Genomic DNA, 16,619 nt, shown 5'->3' on the forward strand with positions numbered 1-16,619 from the left:
ACGTTTGACCAGATCAGCATGGGGTTGGTCAATGACTATAACAGGGCCAATTACCGGTCTCCATGACACTCAATATAGGCGAGTGGGAGCGGGTCTGTGCTTGCACAGAATTGCCAACTTATTGATCTGACTGACGATGCAAAAGATTGACCAACGGATGACCGGTTGGTAGCCTTGCTGCGCGTTTTCAGGTGCCCTATTGTGATGTTAGCCGATATCGCAAGGGTGAAACGGGAAGCCGGTGAAAGTCCGGCGCTGCCCCCGCAACGGTAAGCGAGTTACCGGTGACCAAGTGCGCCACTGTGCCAGGGTCCCTCTCAGGAAGGACCGATGCATGGGAAGGTGGTCACCCCAGTGCAGTCTGCACCGCTCGTAAGCCCGGAGACCGGCCTGTCAACACACCTGGCGTTGCGGAGGGCAATGTCGGTGGGGTGACTGCCTTCTGCCGGCCTGCTTCCAGCCCGTCTGACAACCCTGCCTCCCCTCACGCAACAGAAGCATCAACGCCGTACGGGTGCGTGCGGAGTGCGAGTGAGTTGCAATCCATGTTGTCTATCAAAACGGGGTTATCCCACACCTTTCCGGGAGCAGTCTTGCTGTTCTCTATACCTGTCAGTCTGGTTTCCGCTGATACCAGTACGACCACCAGTGCCGATTCGGATGTCTCTGGCATGGATCCCATTGTCATTACCGCGACACTGGGACCGAAAACCGTGGGCGAGAGCCTGTCGTCGGTCACCGTGATCGATCGGGAAGCCATCCAGCGCCAGCAACCGAAAGAGTTTCGTGAAGTCATCGAGTCCCAGCCGGGGGTCAACGTCACCAGCAACGGTGCATTCGGTAAACAGACCAGTGTGTTTCTTCGCGGTCACTCCTCTGATGCCTCGGTGCTGCTGGTGGACGGCATCCGGATTCGCTCCGCCACGGTTGGCGGACCGGCCTGGCAATACCTGCCTCCGCAACTGATCGACCGGATCGAGATCGTTCGGGGTGGTCGCAGCAGTCTGTATGGCGCGGATGCCGTGGGTGGGGTGGTGCAAGCCTTTACCCTGCCCGCTCAGGAAGGCCGTGGTGCCTGGTTTGAGGCCGGGGCCGGCAACTTCAACAGCCAGCAGAATGGTGCTGGCGCCTCGTCGGTCGAATCAGACTACCGACTCAACGCCGGTATCAATCACTTTCAGAGCGATGGCGCTCCGGTGATTTCAGGTGGGGAAGACAAGGGCTACGACAATACCTCTGCCGTATTGGGTGGCAGCCACCGGTTCAGCAATGGGGTGACGGCCGGATTTACCTTTCTGGGCGCCGAGGGCAACACCGAATACGAGGGCGGTGAAGAGGATTTCCGGTTCCAGACCGCGGGCGTGAACCTGGATGTGCCGGTGAATCGCCACTGGCGGGTGGCGGGTCAGCTGTCCGACGCCCGGGACGAACTGGAGGATTTCAGCAGTTTTCCCGGTACCTTCAACACCCAGACCCGCAGTTCCCGGCTGGAAAACTGGTTCAGCGCCGGCACCCACGAGTTCGTACTGGGCGCCGAGTATCTGGTGGATCGCGTGGACAGCAGTGTCGACTATGATGAATCCAGCCGCTCCAACACCGGTGTCTTCAGTCAGGCGCTGATGAACTTCGGCCCTCTGAACGTGCACCTGAGCCTGCGTAATGACGACAACGAGGCCTACGGCAATGAAACCACCTGGGGCGCAGGGCTCGGCTACGAGCTGGATCGTCAGCACCGGGTCCGGATGAGCGCCGGAACGTCCTTCAAGGCGCCCTCGTTCAACGACCTTTACTTCCCCGGTTTTGGTAATCCGGACCTGGAACCCGAGCAGGCAAAAAGTTATGAAGTGGGGGTTGAAGGCCGCTACAGCGAGTGGTTCTGGGACGTTGCGGCCTTCCATTCTGATGTGGACGATTTGTCCCTGCCCAGCCAGGATGCGGCCGATAGTGTGCCGGAAGCCCGCCTGCGCGGTGTAGAACTGAGTGGTGGCTGGCAGCAGGCCGGCTGGAGCCTCTCGGCGGCCGGCACCTTCGGCGACTACGAAAATGCGGCAACCGGGGAACAACTGATCCGCCGGGCGGAAAATATCCTGCGCCTGGACGTCGATCGGGAGTTGGGCAAGTGGGTGCTGGGCACCACACTCCGGGCTGAAAGCGAGCGCTACGAGGAATTGTTTGGAGTGGGTCGTCAGCGGATTGCCGGATTTGGCGTCTGGGATTTGCGGGCGTCGCGGGTATTTGCACCGGGTTGGCTGGCGGCCCTGTCTGTGGACAATGTGCTGGACCGGGAATACACCACCGCCAAGCGCTTCGATAACACTGACTTTATCAGTGCCGGCCGGAGCGTCTTTCTGTCGGTTCGCTACGATTGGCGGCAGTAATCGGAGTTGAGATATGAACAGGAGCCTGTGTGACTGAATACCTGAGCCGTCTGCCCTCGACCGGCAGAAGGCAGCTCCTGCTCATGGTCCTGCTGGCCACGCTGTTTGTCGGTAGACCGGCAGCGGCGGCCCTTTGTGAGACGGATGACCTGAATACCCGACTGTGTCTGGATACGCCCGCCCAGCGGGTGGTGTCCCTGTCACCGGGTGCTACCGAGTGGTTGTTTACCGCCGGGGCGGGAGACCAGGTGGTGGCCGTCAGCGCATGGAGTGACTACCCGGAGGAAGCCGCCAAGCTGCCGCAAGTGGGCGACAGTAACCGGTTGGATCTGGAGGCCATTGTAAGTCTGGAACCGGATCTGGTGGTTGCCTGGGTGGACGGCAATTCCCGGGAACAGCTTGGCCGGCTTTCGGCCATTGGCATTCCGGTGTTCTGGCTCGCCCCCCGGGATTTCGAAGATATCGCCCACACCATCGAACGGTTGGCGCGGCTGACAGGCCATCCGAAAACCGGTGAGGCTCGGGCGGCGGCTTTCCTGTCGGATCTGGGCAGTTTACGTGCGACTTATGCGGAGGTTCAGGCAGTCCGCGTGTTCTATCAGGTCTGGCATGAACCACTGATGACGGTGAACAACGACGAACTGATCAGCAAGGCCATCGCCCTGTGCGGTGGCGTGAACGTCTTTGGCGACTTGCCCCGTCTGGTACCCCGGATCAGCACCGAATCCGTGCTGGCGGCTAATCCGGACGCCATCATTACCTCCGGTTCGCCAGACCAGAATCAGCCCTGGCTGGATTTCTGGCGTCAGTTCCCGGAACTGGCCGCCGTTGCCAACGCCAACCTCTTTCTCGAACCACCGACCCTGCTGGCCAGACCCACCCTGCGCCTGCTGGAGGGTACTCGTCATCTTTGCCGCAGCCTGGAACAAGCCCGTGCCCGGCTCTAATCCATCGCGCCCCCTGCTGTTGCTTGGCCTGATAGGGGTGATGGCGGGTATCGCGTCCGTCAGCCTGGGCAGCAGCGCTGTGGGTTTGCTGGATACGTTAAAGGTATTGATTGGCGGCGGGACCGAGCTGCAACGGACGCTGGTGCTTGAGCTGCGCCTGCCCCGAACCCTGAGCGCCTACGCCGTGGGTGGCTTGCTGGCTGTGGCCGGGGCGCTGATGCAGGTTCTGTTGCGCAACCCTCTGGCGGACCCCTACGTTCTGGGTCTGTCCGGCGGCGCTGCCGTGGGCGCATTGCTGGCCATGCTGGCTGGTTTAGCCGGTGTGCTGGTATCCGGTTCGGCCTTTGCCGGCGCCATGTTTGCCACCTTGCTGGTGTTCGGCCTGGCCCATGGCCGTGGCAGCTGGACCTCATCGCGCCTGCTGCTGACCGGTGTGGTGGTGGCGGCCGGCTGGGGTGCCCTGATTACCCTGATGCTGGCCATGGCCCCCGCCCGCCAGTTGCCCGGTATGCTGTACTGGCTGATGGGGGATCTGTCCCATGCGGGCAATCCCTGGCCAGCGCTGATTCTGCTTTTTGTGGTGTGCCTGCTGGTGTTTCCTCTAGGGCGCACTTTGAACGTGCTGGCCCGCGGCCCGCTGCAGGCGGCGGCCCTGGGGGTGTCGGTGCGCCCGCTGGAATGGCTGATTTACCTGCTGGCAAGCCTGCTGACCGCCACCGCCGTCACCCTGGCTGGCAGCATTGGTTTTGTGGGCCTGGTCGTGCCGCATATGCTCCGGCTGGTGCTGGGTAACGACCAGCGCCTGATTCTGCCGGCTTGCGCCCTGGCGGGCGGAGCCTTGCTCGTGCTGGCCGATATGCTGGCCCGGGTGATCATTGCACCGGAGCAATTGCCGGTGGGGGTGATTACCGCCCTGCTGGGGGTTCCAACATTCCTGTACCTGCTGTACCGGAGCCGATGATGAGTGTGCTGACTGCGGACAACCTGATCATCGACGTACCCGGCCGGGAGGCGGGGTCGCCCCTGAATCTGGAGATCCGGCCCGGCCAGGTATGGGGGGTGCTGGGGCCCAATGGCGCCGGTAAATCCACCCTCATTCATACGCTGGCGGGTTTGCGGGCACCCCGAACCGGCCAGTTGCAGGTGGATGGCAATTCCCTCGCGGCCATGAAACGCCGGGACGTTGCCCGCCAGCTGGGGCTGGTGTTTCAGGAGCACCACGATGGTTTCCCGGCGACCGTGCTGGAAACGGCCCTGGTCGGCCGGCATCCCTGGCTGTCCCCCTGGCAGATGGAGCGCGCGGAAGATCTGGCTTTCGCCGAGCAGGCCCTTGAGGCGCTGGATGTAGGGCATCTGCGTGACCGGTCGGTGGATACCCTGTCTGGCGGTGAGCGCCAGCGGGTGGCGATCGCCACGCTGATGACCCAGAATCCGGCTATCTGGCTCCTGGACGAACCGAGCAATCACCTGGATCTTCACCATCAGGTGGCGGTTATGCAGTTGCTGGCCGAACAGGCTGCCGGCGGCAAGGCGGTTTTCATGTGTCTGCACGACCTGAATCTGGCGGCCCGCTGGTGCGATCAGCTACTGCTGCTGTACCCGGGCGGTGAGGCCTGTTGGGGGCCGGCAGACACCATGCTGGAAGTGTCGGTGCTGGAGCGGCTTTACGGCCACCGGTTGGTGACGGTCGAGGCGGATGGTGCGCCGGTGTTTGTTCCGGCCCGCTGAAACGGACAATCCACGCAAGGGGTTCAGACCAATCATGTCGTTCACAAAAATCTACCAGTGGGCCGTGGATCAGAAGGGCGGCGAGGACGCCGTCAGGGCGCAACTGCCCCGTGTGTCCACAGCCGGCGAACTGAAAGCATTGGGTGATGATCGTTACCTGTCGGAGATTACCCGTTGCATTTTCAAGGCAGGGTTTGTCTGGCGTGTGATTGACAATAAATGGCCGGGCTTTGAAGAAGCCTTCAAAGGCTTTGTGCCCCTGTACTGGCAGCAGGTGCCACCGGAAGTGCTGGAAGACCTCGCGAGGGACGAACGGATCGTCCGGAACATGCAGAAGATCAAGACGGTGCCGGAAAATGCCCGGATGATTGTGGATGCTGCGCGGGAGCACGGTAGTTTCGGGGCGTTTCTGGCCAACTGGCCGGCCAATGATCAGGCCGGGTTGCTGCTCTGGTTCAAGAAGCACGGCGACCGATTGGGCGGTGCATCGGCGCAATACTTCCTGCGTCGGGTCGGTTGGGATGGTTTTGTTCTCTCAAGAGATGTGATTGCTGCCCTGCATCGGGAAGAGCGACTGGATGCATCACCGGGTAGTAAAAAGGCACTCGAGCAGGCCCAGGCAGCGTTCAATGAGTGGCATCAGGAAACCGGTCTGCCCTATAGCCACCTGTCGCGTATTTTGTCCTATACCGTGGATAGTTGAGGTGCTCGGCCAGCGTGCCGGACTGCTTTTTTCACGCCCGCCAGGTCTATACTTTTCGAGACAGGTATTGGCAGGGGGCTCATCATGAAAAACAAAACAAACTACGTGCTGGGATTCGTCGTGGCGTTAGCTGCCCTCGTGCTGCTCGCCGCTGGCAATCCCGCGATGTCTGCAACGGCGGAGGACTTGCATCGTGACGCTCAGCAGGCTCTGGAGAAGTTGTATGGCACAAATGAAGCAGCCAAGGCTCTCGGTAAAGACGCCAAGGCCATTCTGGTTTTTCCGAACATTGTAAAAGCTGGACTGGTCTTCGGTGGCAGTTACGGTGAAGGCGTGCTGATGAAGGGCTCGGAGGTGGTCGACTACTATAACTCCGTAACCGGGACTTTAGGGTTCCAGATTGGCGCTCAATCATACGCGTATGTGATGTTTCTGATGAGTGACGAAGCCGTTAACTACCTTGAAACCTCACAGGGCTGGGAGGTGGGGGTCGGACCCACCGTCGTTATGGTTGATGAAGGTGTGACGAAAAACCTTTCAACGTCTTCCATCAAGGACGATGCCTACGCCTTCATCTTCAGTCAGCAGGGCTTGATGGCTGGTGTAAATATTGAGGGCACGAAAATATCACGCATCCAGCGCTAAAAAGCCGTTCAGGCACCCGTACGGGCGGAGCTCAGACAAGGGAAGCTCTGGAGCACCTGTACATCGAGGACGGGTGCGGTTCGCCGCACCCCTGGCCCTGAACTACACTCTGTTGAACGAGGGCAGGATTCCTCATTCAGAGTACGGGGTTACCAATGGCGACCAGTCATACAGGGCAGGCGGCGGGTCCGTCTGCAGAATTTTTTCGCAAACTGGCCTCGGGTATCCCCGACATCCTCTTTGTGTACTGGCTGAGCGCGGATGTCCAGGCACACTCCTACCCCTTTGTCAGCGATCAGGTGAAGGATCTCCTCGGCCTTGACCCGGCATTGCTCGCGCAGGATGCGGCCTCAATTCTGCCCTATATCCATCCGGATGACATCCCAGGCTCCCGGGCGGCGGTTCTCGAATCGGCGCGCTCCCTGAAATCCTGGCAATGGCGGGCGCGCCTGAAACTCCGGGATGCCGATTACCAGTGGTTCGAAACCCATGCCCGGCCAGAGCGCCAGCCAGACGGCAGTACTGTATGGTACGGCCAGTTTTTCAATATCCAGAATTACATGGATTTGCAGCAAGAACTGATCGAGCGGGAGGCGGAATCGTCGTTCCAGGCCGGCTTCCAGAAGCTCATTGCGGACATGTCTTCGGAGTTCATTAACGTGGGCTTCGGCTCCATCGACGAATGCGTCGACGAACTGCTGGCGCGGTCGGGCCAGTTTTTTTCCATGGATCGGGTCTACCTGTACGCCTTCAATGACGAACGCACCACCATGACCAAAACCCACCAGTGGTGTGCGCCCGGGATACAGCCACTGGTGGAGGTGGACCAGACGCTCGCCCTCGATGCCTTTGATGGGCTAAAGCAGCCTTTGCGGGACCTGATTGAGCACAACGAGGTGGAGTTTGTTCCCGCCATACCCAACCGCCTGGCAGGCGCTGAGCCGGAGCCCGAGGTAACGCCAGAGTTTGTCTCGCTGTTCTGCGTGCCGGTACGGGTGCGAGGCGCAGTGGTGGGCTTTATCGGGTTCGAATTTCTGAGTTCGACACCCCGGCGACCGGATCTCGACCATCTCCTGTTCATCACCACCAGCCTGCTGTCGGTGGCGCTGGAGCGGCACCTGTTGGAGGAAACCCTGCTCAGTCAGTCAGTCCGGGATCCCATGACCAAGTTGCTGAACCGGCGTTATCTGATGCCACGTCTCCAGGAGCTGGTGGAGCGCGCCCAGCGGTACGGGGAGGACTTCACGATCGCCATGCTGGATATCGACCACTTTAAGCAGATCAATGATTCCGTTGGCCACCTGGGCGGAGATTACGCCCTGTGCCACTTTGCCGAGCTTCTGGAGAAGCTTACACGGGCATCGGATGTGGTGGCCCGCTTCGGCGGGGAAGAATTCGTGCTGGTGTTTCCCGATACGGGCCTGGAGGTGGTAAAGCAAATGGTGAGTCGGATCCTGACGGCGGTACGTGATGCGGAATTTGTGTTCGAAGGCCGGGAAATTTCGGTGACCATCAGCGCGGGGATTGCCTCTGCCCTTGAGTGGGATGATCTGAATGTGAGCGTGGATTCGCTCGTGGCACGGGCCGATCACCGGCTTTATCTGGCCAAGCAGGCGGGGCGTAACTGTGCCGTGGATGCATCAGGCGCGCTGGAGATATGAACAAACGGTATTTGTCTTTATATTCCAAAAGAGAATATCCTTATGCTCAAATATTTATTTGAGTAGGAGGTGACTACGATGAGTAATCCCATCGTGCAGCCCTTTTTTGACGAGCCCACCAACACTTTCAGCTATGTGGTTCGCGACCCGGACAGCCGGGCCTGCGCCATCGTCGATTCCGTGCTGGACTTCGACTACGCCTCCGGGCGTACCGCGCTGGATTCCGCCGATCAGATCATTGCCTATATCCGTGAACACGATCTGAGTGTGGAATGGATTCTGGAAACCCACGTGCATGCGGATCACCTGTCCGCCGCGCCCTACCTGCACGAGCAACTGGGCGGCAAGACCGGTATCGGCGTTCACATCCGGGACGTACAGGAAATCTTTGGCAAGGCGTTCAACGCCGGTACTGAATTCGCCCGGGATGGCAGCCAGTTCGATCGCCTGTTCGAGGGTGGCGATACCTTCAACATTGGCGGGCTGGAAGGCCATGTCATGCATACCCCGGGTCACACCCCGGCCTGCCTGACCTACGTTATCGGCGATGCCGCCTTTGTCGGCGACACCTTGTTCATGCCGGATTACGGCACCGCTCGCTGTGACTTTCCCGGCGGCGATGCCCGGGCCCTGTATCAGTCCATTCAGAAAGTGCTGGCGCTGCCGCCGAGCACCCGGTTGTTCCTGTGTCACGACTACAAAGGCCCGGACCGCGAAGAGTACGTTCCAATGACCACGGTGGCCGAGCAGATCAAAGACAATATCCATGTCCATGAAGGCGTATCCGAGGACGAGTTCGTGAAAATGCGGACCGAAAGGGACGCCACCCTGGATATGCCTCGGCTGATTCTGCCGTCGGTACAGGTCAACATGCGCGCCGGGCACATGCCCCCGCCCGAAGAGAATGGGCAGATCTACCTGAAAGTTCCGATCAACCGGTTCTGACCTTAGATGAACCTGAAACGGTACCTGCCCATTCTGCAATGGCTGCCAGATTACGATCGTGGCCAGGCCAGCAGTGATCTGGTGGCGGCGCTGATTGTCACGGTGCTGCTGATTCCCCAGTCGCTGGCCTATGCCTTGCTGGCCGGCCTTCCGGCCCAGGTGGGCCTGTACGCCAGTATCCTGCCGCTGGCGGTGTATGCGGTCTTCGGTACCAGCCGTACCCTGTCGGTGGGGCCGGTGGCGGTTATTTCACTGATGACAGCCGCAGCCCTGGCGCCGCTGGCGGACGTCGGCACCGAGCAATACATTGCCGCGGCGGTATTACTGGCGCTGGTGTCCGGCGTGATGCTGGTGGTCATGGGCATTTTCCGGTTCGGCTTTCTGGCCAACTTCCTGAGCCACCCGGTGATCTCCGGCTTCATGTCCGCCTCGGCCATTCTGATTGTCGCCAGCCAGCTCAAGCACGTACTCGGAATTCCAGCCTCCGGTCACAACCTGCTGGAACTGTTTGGTACTTTGTTTGCCGGCCTGGGCGAGCTGCACGGGCCAACCCTGATGGTGGGGATGGGGGTATTTCTGTTCCTGCTGTTCGCCCGCAGCGGGCTCAAGCCGCTGCTGCTGAAACTCGGGGTGCCAGCCCGTATCGCCGGTATTTTTGCCCGCACCGCGCCCATCTTTGCGGTGGTCGTTACCACCTATCTGGCCTGGCAACTCAGCCTTGGGGAAAAGGGGGTTGGCCTGGTGGGGTTTGTGCCGTCGGGCCTGCCGGCTTTGACACTGCTGGATTTCGATCAGGCACTGTGGCAGCCAGTGATGGTCAGCGCCTTGCTGATCAGCGTGGTTGGCTTTGTGGAGTCGGTATCGGTGGGTCAGACACTGGCGGCCCGCCGACGGCAGCGGATTGATCCGGACCAGGAATTGATCGGCCTGGGCACCGCCAACATCAGTGCCGGCCTGTCCGGCGGAATGCCGGTGACTGGTGGGTTTTCCCGTTCGGTGGTCAATTTCGACGCCGGGGCGGAAACGCCGGCCGCCGGTGCCTATGCGGCCATCGGGATTGCCCTGGCCACGCTGTTCCTGACTCCGATGATCGCCTATCTGCCGAAGGCGACCCTGGCGGCTACCATTATTGTGGCGGTGATACAGTTGGTGGATCTGCCGGCCATGGTCCGTACCTGGCGTTACTCCCGCAGCGATTCCGGCGCCATGCTGGCGACTTTCTTACTGACCCTGGCACACAGTGTGGAAGCCGGCATTATTGCCGGTGTGCTGTTATCGGTTGTCATGCTTCTGTACCGCACCAGCCGGCCGCACAGTGCTGTGGTGGGCCGCGTGCCGGGCACCGAGCACTTTCGCAACGTGCAACGGTACGATGTGGAGCTGTGCCCGAAGGTCACCTTCCTCCGGGTGGATGAAAGTCTCTACTTTGCCAACGCCCGTTTTCTGGAAGAACGGGTCCTGGAACTGGTGGCCGGGTCACCCGAGATGACCGATCTGGTGCTCGTGTGCCCGGGCGTGAACCACGTGGATGCCTCGGCCCTGGAAAGCCTGGAAGCCATCAATGAGCGGTTGCAGGAAGCGGGTGTGGCGCTGCATCTGTCTGAGGTGAAGGGACCGGTGATGGACCGCCTCAAGCATTCGGATCTGCTTGAGGAACTATCCGGGCAAGTGTACCTCAGTACTTTTGGTGCGTGGCAGGGGTTGATCGGTGACCGGTCACCCCAGCGTATGATCGGTTAACAGCGGCCCGGACTGCCCTGCTTGTGGTTCCGGCCGGTATCATGGTTGGAGCCCTGGATTAGCAGAGGCAGCGAGCGATATGGGGTTAACTGAAAACCTGCTTTCAAGCAGCCAGTGGGTCATTACCTTCGCGCTGTTCGCCCTCATTCTGTTGCGGGCGGTACGCTCGATTAACTGGCAGGCGTTTCGCCGTAATAACAGCCTGCAGCACACCTTTTTCGGCGCGGCGGTGGCGCTTGGCTTCCTCTGGCATATGCGGGCAGGGCTCTCGCCAGGCCTGGCTATCCATGTGTTTGGCATGACCATCATTACCCTGATGATGGGCTGGGCCCTGGCCGTGGTATGCGGGTTGATGGCACTGCTGATGACGGTGGTCACCGGCCGCGAGCCGATACTGATGTTCGCGGTTAACGGATTGATCACGGTGATGATTCCGGCACTGGTGAGTTACCGCATCATGCTCTGGGAGCGCCGGCGAAATTTCCGCAATTTCTTTGCTTACATTTTCTTTTGTGGCTTCTTCGGGGCCGGCATTGCGGTCGCCTCTGCCGGCACCATCATGTGTCTGCTGTTGTGGACCAGCGGCACCTATTCCTTTGATGTGCTGGTCGATGAATACTTTATCTACCTGCCGCTGATGATGTTCCCGGAAGGCTTCGTCAACGGCACCCTGGTGACCGGGCTGATGGTCTTTCACCCGGATATGCTGGCCACGCTGGATCAGCGACGCTACCGCTGAGCACGAGCCTGTCATTGCCCGACCCGTTTCTTGCGGTCATGTTGCCAATTGAGATGGGGCAAGGGGCGGCGATGCAGCGGCGGGCGCTGGTGAATGGCTAACGGCTCGGCCAGTAACGCTGCATTTCCACGAACAGGAAGGAGGCGCTCCAGGTGATCAGCACTAGCCCGGTCAGGGCCTCGATGCCGGTCAGGAAGCGCAGGTAACCCAACACTTCGATATCGCCATAGCCCAGGGTCGTGAATGTGGTGAACGAGAAGTAAACGCAATCGAGCAGGCTGCCGTCAAAGTTGCCGGTCATCTCGCCCAAGCCGTCGCTGTAATGCATGAAATAGTAGGCGGCGGCAAAGACCCAGACCTGCACCGTGTGCGCCACCAGAATCCCGAACACCGCTACTATCAGGCGGAACCTGTGGTTCAGGCGGATACGGGCGAGCAACCCGGTAAGCTGAATCAGGGATTCGTGATGAATCAGTACCACCACCATCACAACCAACGCATTGATTAGGGTGATATTGAGTAGGCTGACATGCTCTTGCACACTCAAATGTGGTTTACTCCGTCGTGGACGACCGTGTTCCCGATCAGGGCAAACTTTTGCTGTTGGTCACTATCCCTGATCCGATCCTGTGCATTGATTGTATAGTAAATTTTTGCCCTTAGCCGGGCCGAAACCAATAACCCTAACCGGCTGCAGAGTAATGTCCAAACGATTCCTACCCCTGATCATTCTTGCTATTGGTATTGCCGGGTACGCACTGCTGCGAATGACCCGTCCCGAACCGGCGGAAGTCACTGCCACCGAACGGAGCTGGCGGGTGACCGTACAGGCTGTGGAGCCGGGGACCCATACACCCGTGCTGCCTCTGTATGGTCAGGTGGTGGCGCCGGAAAGCATTACCGTGACCGCAGCGCTGGAAGGGCGTATTGAGGACCGGCCGGTGGTTGAGGGTCAGCAGGTGCAGGCAGGCGATTTACTGATTGCCCTGGCGGAAGCCGACATCCGGCCCAAGGTTGCCCAGGCCGAAGCCCAGGTGGCCGACCTGCAGGCCCAGCTCAAATCCGAAGAGGTTCGTTACCAGACTGATCTGACGGCGGTGAAAAGCGAGCGAGCTATCCGGGATAACGCCCGCCGGCAGTTCGAGCGTACCCAGTCCCTGGTAAAGCGCAATCTCGCCTCGCAGGAAAACCTGGACACTGCTACCGACGCCCTGGCCCGGGCCGAGCTGACAGTTGCCGCCCGGGAACAGAATATTGCCGATCATCCCGCCCGGGTTCTCAGTCTGGAGGCCCGTCTGGCCCAGGCTGAAGCTAATCTGGCCACCACCCGGCGGGACGCCGAACGCGCCCGGATGACCGCCCCGTTCGATGGCGTGGTGACGGACGTGCAGGTCGCCCCGGGGGACCAGGTGGCCCGAAACCAGGTGCTGTTGTCCCTGTACCCGCTGGAAGGCCTGGAGCTGCGAGCCCGGGTGCCGGCCCGCTACATCCCGGAACTGCAGGGCGCGCTCAGCCGCGGCGATACCCTGATGGCCAGCAGTAAGGGGGGTCATCGATTTGAGTTGGACCGTTTTTCCGGTATTGCAGACCCGGCCGGCACGGAAGCCATCCTTATTCAGGCTGGCGATCCTTCCGGATTAAGGCCGGGCGAGCTGTTGCCGGTGAATCTGGAGCGGCCGGAGCGGGACGACTCGGTGACCATTCCCTTCGCAGCACTGTACGGTGCTGATTCGGTGTACCTGGTGAACGAGGAAGACCGGATGCGCCGGGTCGACATAGAGCGAATCGGCGAAGCCATGGGTTCCAATGGGGAGCGCTGGCTGCTGGTGGCCGGCGAGGAATTGACCCGGGGCACCCGCCTGGTGACCACGCACCTGCCCAACGCCCTGACCGGTCTCAAGGTTGAGCCCGTGGATGCCGCCGAAGGAGCCGATCAGTGAGGCGCAAGAAGGGAGTCATCGGTTTCTTTGTTCACCACCGGGTGGCGGCCAATCTGGTGATGTTGATGATGCTGCTGGGTGGGTTTCTGGCGCTGAGCCGGATGAATATCCAGTTCTTCCCCACGTTTGCACTGGACGTGGTCACTGTGAGGGTGGTGTGGAGCGGCGCTTCGGCGGAAGACGTGGAGCAGGGCATCACAGACCCGCTGGAACAGCGCCTGCGCAGCGTGGATGGTCTGAAGAGGATGACCTCCACCTCGGCCCAGAGCATTTCCTCCATCACGCTGGAGTTTTACGAGGGCACGGACCCCATCACCGCGCTGGACGATGTCAGCCAGCAGGTGGATGAATTCACCAACCTGCCGGCGGATGCGGAAGAACCGGAGGTGGTTCGGGTGCAGCGCTACGAGCCAGTCGCCCGGATGTTGCTGCATGGCGATGTGAACCGCCGGGAGCTGCGTGACCTGGCCTATCGCTTCGAAGATGAACTGCTGGAACGGGGCATCGACCGGGTGGAGATCATCGGGTTGCCGGAGCAGCAGGTCAGCATCGACGTGCCTGTGGAGAGGATGGAGGCCCTGGGCCTTTCACTGGAACAGATCGCCGATCGGGTGGCGTCGATTTCCCGGGATTTACCTGCGGGTCTGATGGCTCAGCAGGATGCCACCCGTGAACTACGTGCGGTTGAGCAGCGGCGCACTGCCCAGGCCTTTGAAAATATTCCCGTGGTCAGCGGAGAGCGTATTCAGCTTCGGCTGGGGGATATTGCGATCATCCGGCAGGAAGCCCGGGACGACCAGATTACCCTGAGCCGGGACGGTCATCCGGCGGTGGAGCTGCAATTGCAGCGGGCGGAAAAGGGTAACTCGCTGGCGGCGGCCCAGTCCCTCGAGGACTGGCTGGAGGAAACCCGGCCAACGCTGCCGCCGACCATGGAGCTGGAGGTCTATGACCAGACCTGGCAGCTGCTGAACGACCGTATCTCCCTGCTGGTCACCAATGGCCTCGGAGGTTTGGTACTGGTGATCTGCCTGCTCTATCTGTTCCTGCCCGGCCGCGTGGCCTTGTGGGTGGCCATCGGTATTCCAACCGCGTTCCTGGCGGCCATGGCGGTGCTCTGGGGCATTGGCGGCTCCATCAACATGATCTCCCTGTTCGCCCTGATCATGGCGCTTGGTGTGATCGTCGACGACGCCATCGTGGTGGGGGAGGACGCCGACGCCCATGCCCGAATGGGGGAAGAGTCCATCTATGCTTCAGAGGGGGCGGCCAAGCGTATGGTCTGGCCGGTTCTGGCCTCGTCGCTGACCACAGTTGCTGCCTTCATGCCGCTGCTGGTGGTAGGCGGTATCATCGGAAATATCCTGTCCGACATACCCACCGTAATGATCTGTGTGTTGGTGGCGTCCCTGTTGGAATGCTTCATCGTTCTGCCGGCGCATCTGCGCCATGCCTTTGTCAAGAAGGATAAAGGCAAGCACAAGGGCGAGGAGCAGGAGTCGGCCGCCTTGCCGGCAAAGAGCCCGCACCCCATCGAGCGTTTCCGCTTGGGCTTTGAGAAACGCTTCGATCGCTTCCGGCAAGGCCGGTTCCGGGACATTTCCCGTTACAGTCTCGAACATCGGGGCGTTACCCTGGCCGGCGCCCTGGCGCTGGCGATTCTGACGGTGGGCTTGCTGGCGGGCGGCCGCCTGGGCTTTAACTTCTTCCCCACACCGGAGCCGTCGATTCTGTACGCCAATGTCAGCTTCGTGTCCGGCACCGATGAACGAACGGTGGATGGATTCCTGGAAGATATGCGCCGGACCCTGAATGAAACCGAAGAGGCCCTGGGTGGCAATCTGATTCTGCACGCCATCACCACGCATGGCGCTACCCTTGGGTCGGAGGGACGATCCCGTAACGGCGAAGAGCTGGGCGCCATGATGCTGGAACTGGTGCCCTCGGACCGGCGTTCCGTGCGTAACCCGGAATTCATTAACGAGTGGCGCAGTCGCCTGACGCTCCCGGCGGGGCTCGATAATCTGAGCATTTCAGAACGGCAGGCGGGGCCGCCGGGGCGGGACGTGAATGTTCGCCTGACCGGAAACGATCCTGAAACCCTGAAAGCAGCCGCCGATGAACTGTCCCAGGCCCTCGGCACCTTGCCGGGCGTGCTGGATGTGGAAGACGACATGCCCTGGGGCCGTGAGCAGCTGATTTACCAGGTCAGTGCCTATGGCGAGGCTCTGGGCCTGACAACCGCCGATCTGGGCCGCCAGTTACGTGCGGCGTTTGATGGCCGAATCGCCCAGATCTACCAGGATGGGCGGGATGAAGTGGAAGTCCGGGTGCAGTTGCCACAATCCCAGCGGGAACGGCTGTCCACACTCTCCCGCATGGTGGTGCGGATCCAGGATGGCCGGTTTGTACCTCTGACTCAGGTAATGAACCTGGATCATCGCCAAGGCTTCCAGGCCCTTCGTCATGCTGACGGCAAACTGGCCATTGAAGTGACCTCCAGCCTGAACACCCGGGTCAGCACAACCGATCAGATCCTCGAAAGCCTGCAGGCGGAAGCGCTGCCCGACATCGCCAGCCGCTACAACGTGCGTTACAGCTTCGAAGGCCGGGCGGCGGATCAGCGCGAAACCCTGAGCGATATGAAAACCGGACTGATGATTGGTCTGGGCCTGATGTACGTGGTGCTGGCCTGGGTGTTTGCCTCCTGGAGCCTGCCGTTGATCGTCATGGCGATTATCCCGTTTGCGTTGGTGGGTGCGCTTCTGGGCCACTGGCTGATGGGGCTGCAGCTGACCATCCTGTCCCTGTTCGGGCTGTTCGGCCTGTCCGGGATTGTGGTCAATAACGCGATTATCCTCGTAGCTTTCTACAACCAGCAGCGACAGAAGGGGTTGGATATCCAGGACGCTCTCAATGAGGCCGCCGTGCAACGGGTGCGAGCGGTGATGCTAACCTCACTGACCACCATTGGTGGTTTGTTGCCGTTGTTGTTCGAAACCTCGTTGCAGGCACAGTTCCTGATCCCCATGGCCACGTCCATTGCCTTTGGACTCGGGTTATCGACCCTGCTGGTCTTGCTGGTAATACCGGCCCTGTTGTCCTGGCTGGAACAGGCCCGGGAATGGTGGGCTGAACGACGGGGCACCGACATCAGACCTCTCGGCGCGGAGGACTGAGCCGAGCAATAACG

At 60.7% G+C, this 16,619-nt stretch carries 13 protein-coding genes and 1 riboswitch; of the genes, 12 read left to right on the forward strand and 1 reads right to left on the reverse strand.

Features of this window, described 5'->3' with window-relative positions; all coding sequences use genetic code 11:
- Window positions 1-172 precede the first annotated feature (172 nt).
- Window positions 173-409, forward strand: a riboswitch (cobalamin riboswitch).
- 136 nt (window positions 410-545) lie between these two features.
- The 10 genes from K8I84_RS13240 to K8I84_RS13285 all read left to right on the forward strand — a co-directional run bounded on the left by K8I84_RS13240 (window position 546) and on the right by K8I84_RS13285 (window position 11,486).
- The gene (locus K8I84_RS13240; RefSeq protein ID WP_223795251.1) at window positions 546-2,378 is read left to right on the forward strand and encodes a TonB-dependent receptor domain-containing protein; all 1,833 of its coding nucleotides are present in this window, start codon (window positions 546-548) and stop codon (window positions 2,376-2,378) included.
- Between the two features lie 29 nt (window positions 2,379-2,407).
- The gene (locus K8I84_RS13245) at window positions 2,408-3,325 is read left to right on the forward strand and encodes a cobalamin-binding protein (RefSeq protein ID WP_223795252.1); all 918 of its coding nucleotides are present in this window, start codon (window positions 2,408-2,410) and stop codon (window positions 3,323-3,325) included.
- On the forward strand, window positions 3,312-4,286 hold the full coding sequence (locus K8I84_RS13250) for an iron ABC transporter permease (RefSeq protein WP_223795253.1): 975 nt from the start codon (window positions 3,312-3,314) through the stop codon (window positions 4,284-4,286). The genes K8I84_RS13245 and K8I84_RS13250 overlap by 14 nt, the downstream gene beginning before the upstream one ends.
- A complete protein-coding gene (locus K8I84_RS13255; protein ID WP_223795254.1) occupies window positions 4,286-5,053 on the forward strand; it encodes an ABC transporter ATP-binding protein in 768 nt (255 codons plus the stop codon). The genes K8I84_RS13250 and K8I84_RS13255 overlap by 1 nt, the downstream gene beginning before the upstream one ends.
- Window positions 5,054-5,087: 34 nt before the next feature.
- Entirely contained in the window at window positions 5,088-5,756 is a 669-nt protein-coding gene (locus K8I84_RS13260) for a DNA-3-methyladenine glycosylase I (protein ID WP_223795255.1), read from the forward strand.
- Window positions 5,757-5,840: 84 nt separating this feature from the next.
- The gene (locus K8I84_RS13265) at window positions 5,841-6,401 is read left to right on the forward strand and encodes a YSC84-related protein (protein WP_223795256.1); all 561 of its coding nucleotides are present in this window, start codon (window positions 5,841-5,843) and stop codon (window positions 6,399-6,401) included.
- Window positions 6,402-6,556: 155 nt separating this feature from the next.
- On the forward strand, window positions 6,557-8,062 hold the full coding sequence (locus tag K8I84_RS13270) for a diguanylate cyclase (protein WP_223795257.1): 1,506 nt from the start codon (window positions 6,557-6,559) through the stop codon (window positions 8,060-8,062).
- A gap of 78 nt (window positions 8,063-8,140) precedes the next feature.
- A complete protein-coding gene (locus tag K8I84_RS13275) occupies window positions 8,141-9,007 on the forward strand; it encodes an MBL fold metallo-hydrolase (protein ID WP_223795258.1) in 867 nt (288 codons plus the stop codon).
- Window positions 9,008-9,013: 6 nt separating this feature from the next.
- Window positions 9,014-10,747, forward strand: a complete 1,734-nt coding sequence (locus tag K8I84_RS13280; RefSeq protein ID WP_223795259.1) for a SulP family inorganic anion transporter — start codon at window positions 9,014-9,016, stop codon at window positions 10,745-10,747.
- A gap of 79 nt (window positions 10,748-10,826) precedes the next feature.
- Window positions 10,827-11,486, forward strand: a complete 660-nt coding sequence (locus tag K8I84_RS13285) for an energy-coupling factor ABC transporter permease (protein WP_223795260.1) — start codon at window positions 10,827-10,829, stop codon at window positions 11,484-11,486.
- A 97-nt stretch (window positions 11,487-11,583) separates the two neighbouring features.
- On the opposite strand, the gene K8I84_RS13290 is transcribed toward K8I84_RS13285, so the two are convergent.
- Window positions 11,584-11,973, reverse strand: coding sequence for a potassium channel family protein (locus K8I84_RS13290; RefSeq protein ID WP_263283163.1), 390 nt, complete (start codon window positions 11,971-11,973; stop codon window positions 11,584-11,586).
- 214 nt (window positions 11,974-12,187) lie between these two features.
- Here K8I84_RS13290 and K8I84_RS13295 point away from each other — a divergent pair, with 214 nt between their 5' ends.
- Together K8I84_RS13295 and K8I84_RS13300 are read left to right on the forward strand one after the other, a co-directional pair.
- Window positions 12,188-13,426, forward strand: coding sequence for an efflux RND transporter periplasmic adaptor subunit (locus tag K8I84_RS13295; protein WP_223795262.1), 1,239 nt, complete (start codon window positions 12,188-12,190; stop codon window positions 13,424-13,426).
- Window positions 13,423-16,605, forward strand: a complete 3,183-nt coding sequence (locus tag K8I84_RS13300) for an efflux RND transporter permease subunit (RefSeq protein WP_223795263.1) — start codon at window positions 13,423-13,425, stop codon at window positions 16,603-16,605. Before K8I84_RS13295 ends, K8I84_RS13300 begins: the two co-directional genes overlap by 4 nt.
- Window positions 16,606-16,619 lie beyond the last annotated feature (14 nt).

Source organism: Marinobacter sp. F4216, assembly GCF_019931195.1.
In the GTDB taxonomy this organism is placed as follows: Bacteria; Pseudomonadota; Gammaproteobacteria; order Pseudomonadales; family Oleiphilaceae; genus Marinobacter; species Marinobacter suaedae.

What these genes read in the sequence shown, in the direction of transcription:
- K8I84_RS13240 (WP_223795251.1), top strand. Translation starts at nt 546, where the DNA reads ATGTTGTCTATCAAAACGGGGTTATCCCACACCTTTCCGGGAGCAGTC.
- K8I84_RS13255 (WP_223795254.1), top strand. Translation starts at nt 4,286, where the DNA reads ATGAGTGTGCTGACTGCGGACAACCTGATCATCGACGTACCCGGCCGG.
- K8I84_RS13260 (WP_223795255.1), top strand. Translation starts at nt 5,088, where the DNA reads ATGTCGTTCACAAAAATCTACCAGTGGGCCGTGGATCAGAAGGGCGGC.
- K8I84_RS13265 (WP_223795256.1), top strand. Translation starts at nt 5,841, where the DNA reads ATGAAAAACAAAACAAACTACGTGCTGGGATTCGTCGTGGCGTTAGCT.
- K8I84_RS13270 (WP_223795257.1), top strand. Translation starts at nt 6,557, where the DNA reads ATGGCGACCAGTCATACAGGGCAGGCGGCGGGTCCGTCTGCAGAATTT.
- K8I84_RS13275 (WP_223795258.1), top strand. Translation starts at nt 8,141, where the DNA reads ATGAGTAATCCCATCGTGCAGCCCTTTTTTGACGAGCCCACCAACACT.
- K8I84_RS13280 (WP_223795259.1), top strand. Translation starts at nt 9,014, where the DNA reads ATGAACCTGAAACGGTACCTGCCCATTCTGCAATGGCTGCCAGATTAC.
- K8I84_RS13285 (WP_223795260.1), top strand. Translation starts at nt 10,827, where the DNA reads ATGGGGTTAACTGAAAACCTGCTTTCAAGCAGCCAGTGGGTCATTACC.
- K8I84_RS13290 (WP_263283163.1), bottom strand. Translation starts at nt 11,973, where the DNA reads ATGGTGGTGGTACTGATTCATCACGAATCCCTGATTCAGCTTACCGGG.
- K8I84_RS13295 (WP_223795262.1), top strand. Translation starts at nt 12,188, where the DNA reads ATGTCCAAACGATTCCTACCCCTGATCATTCTTGCTATTGGTATTGCC.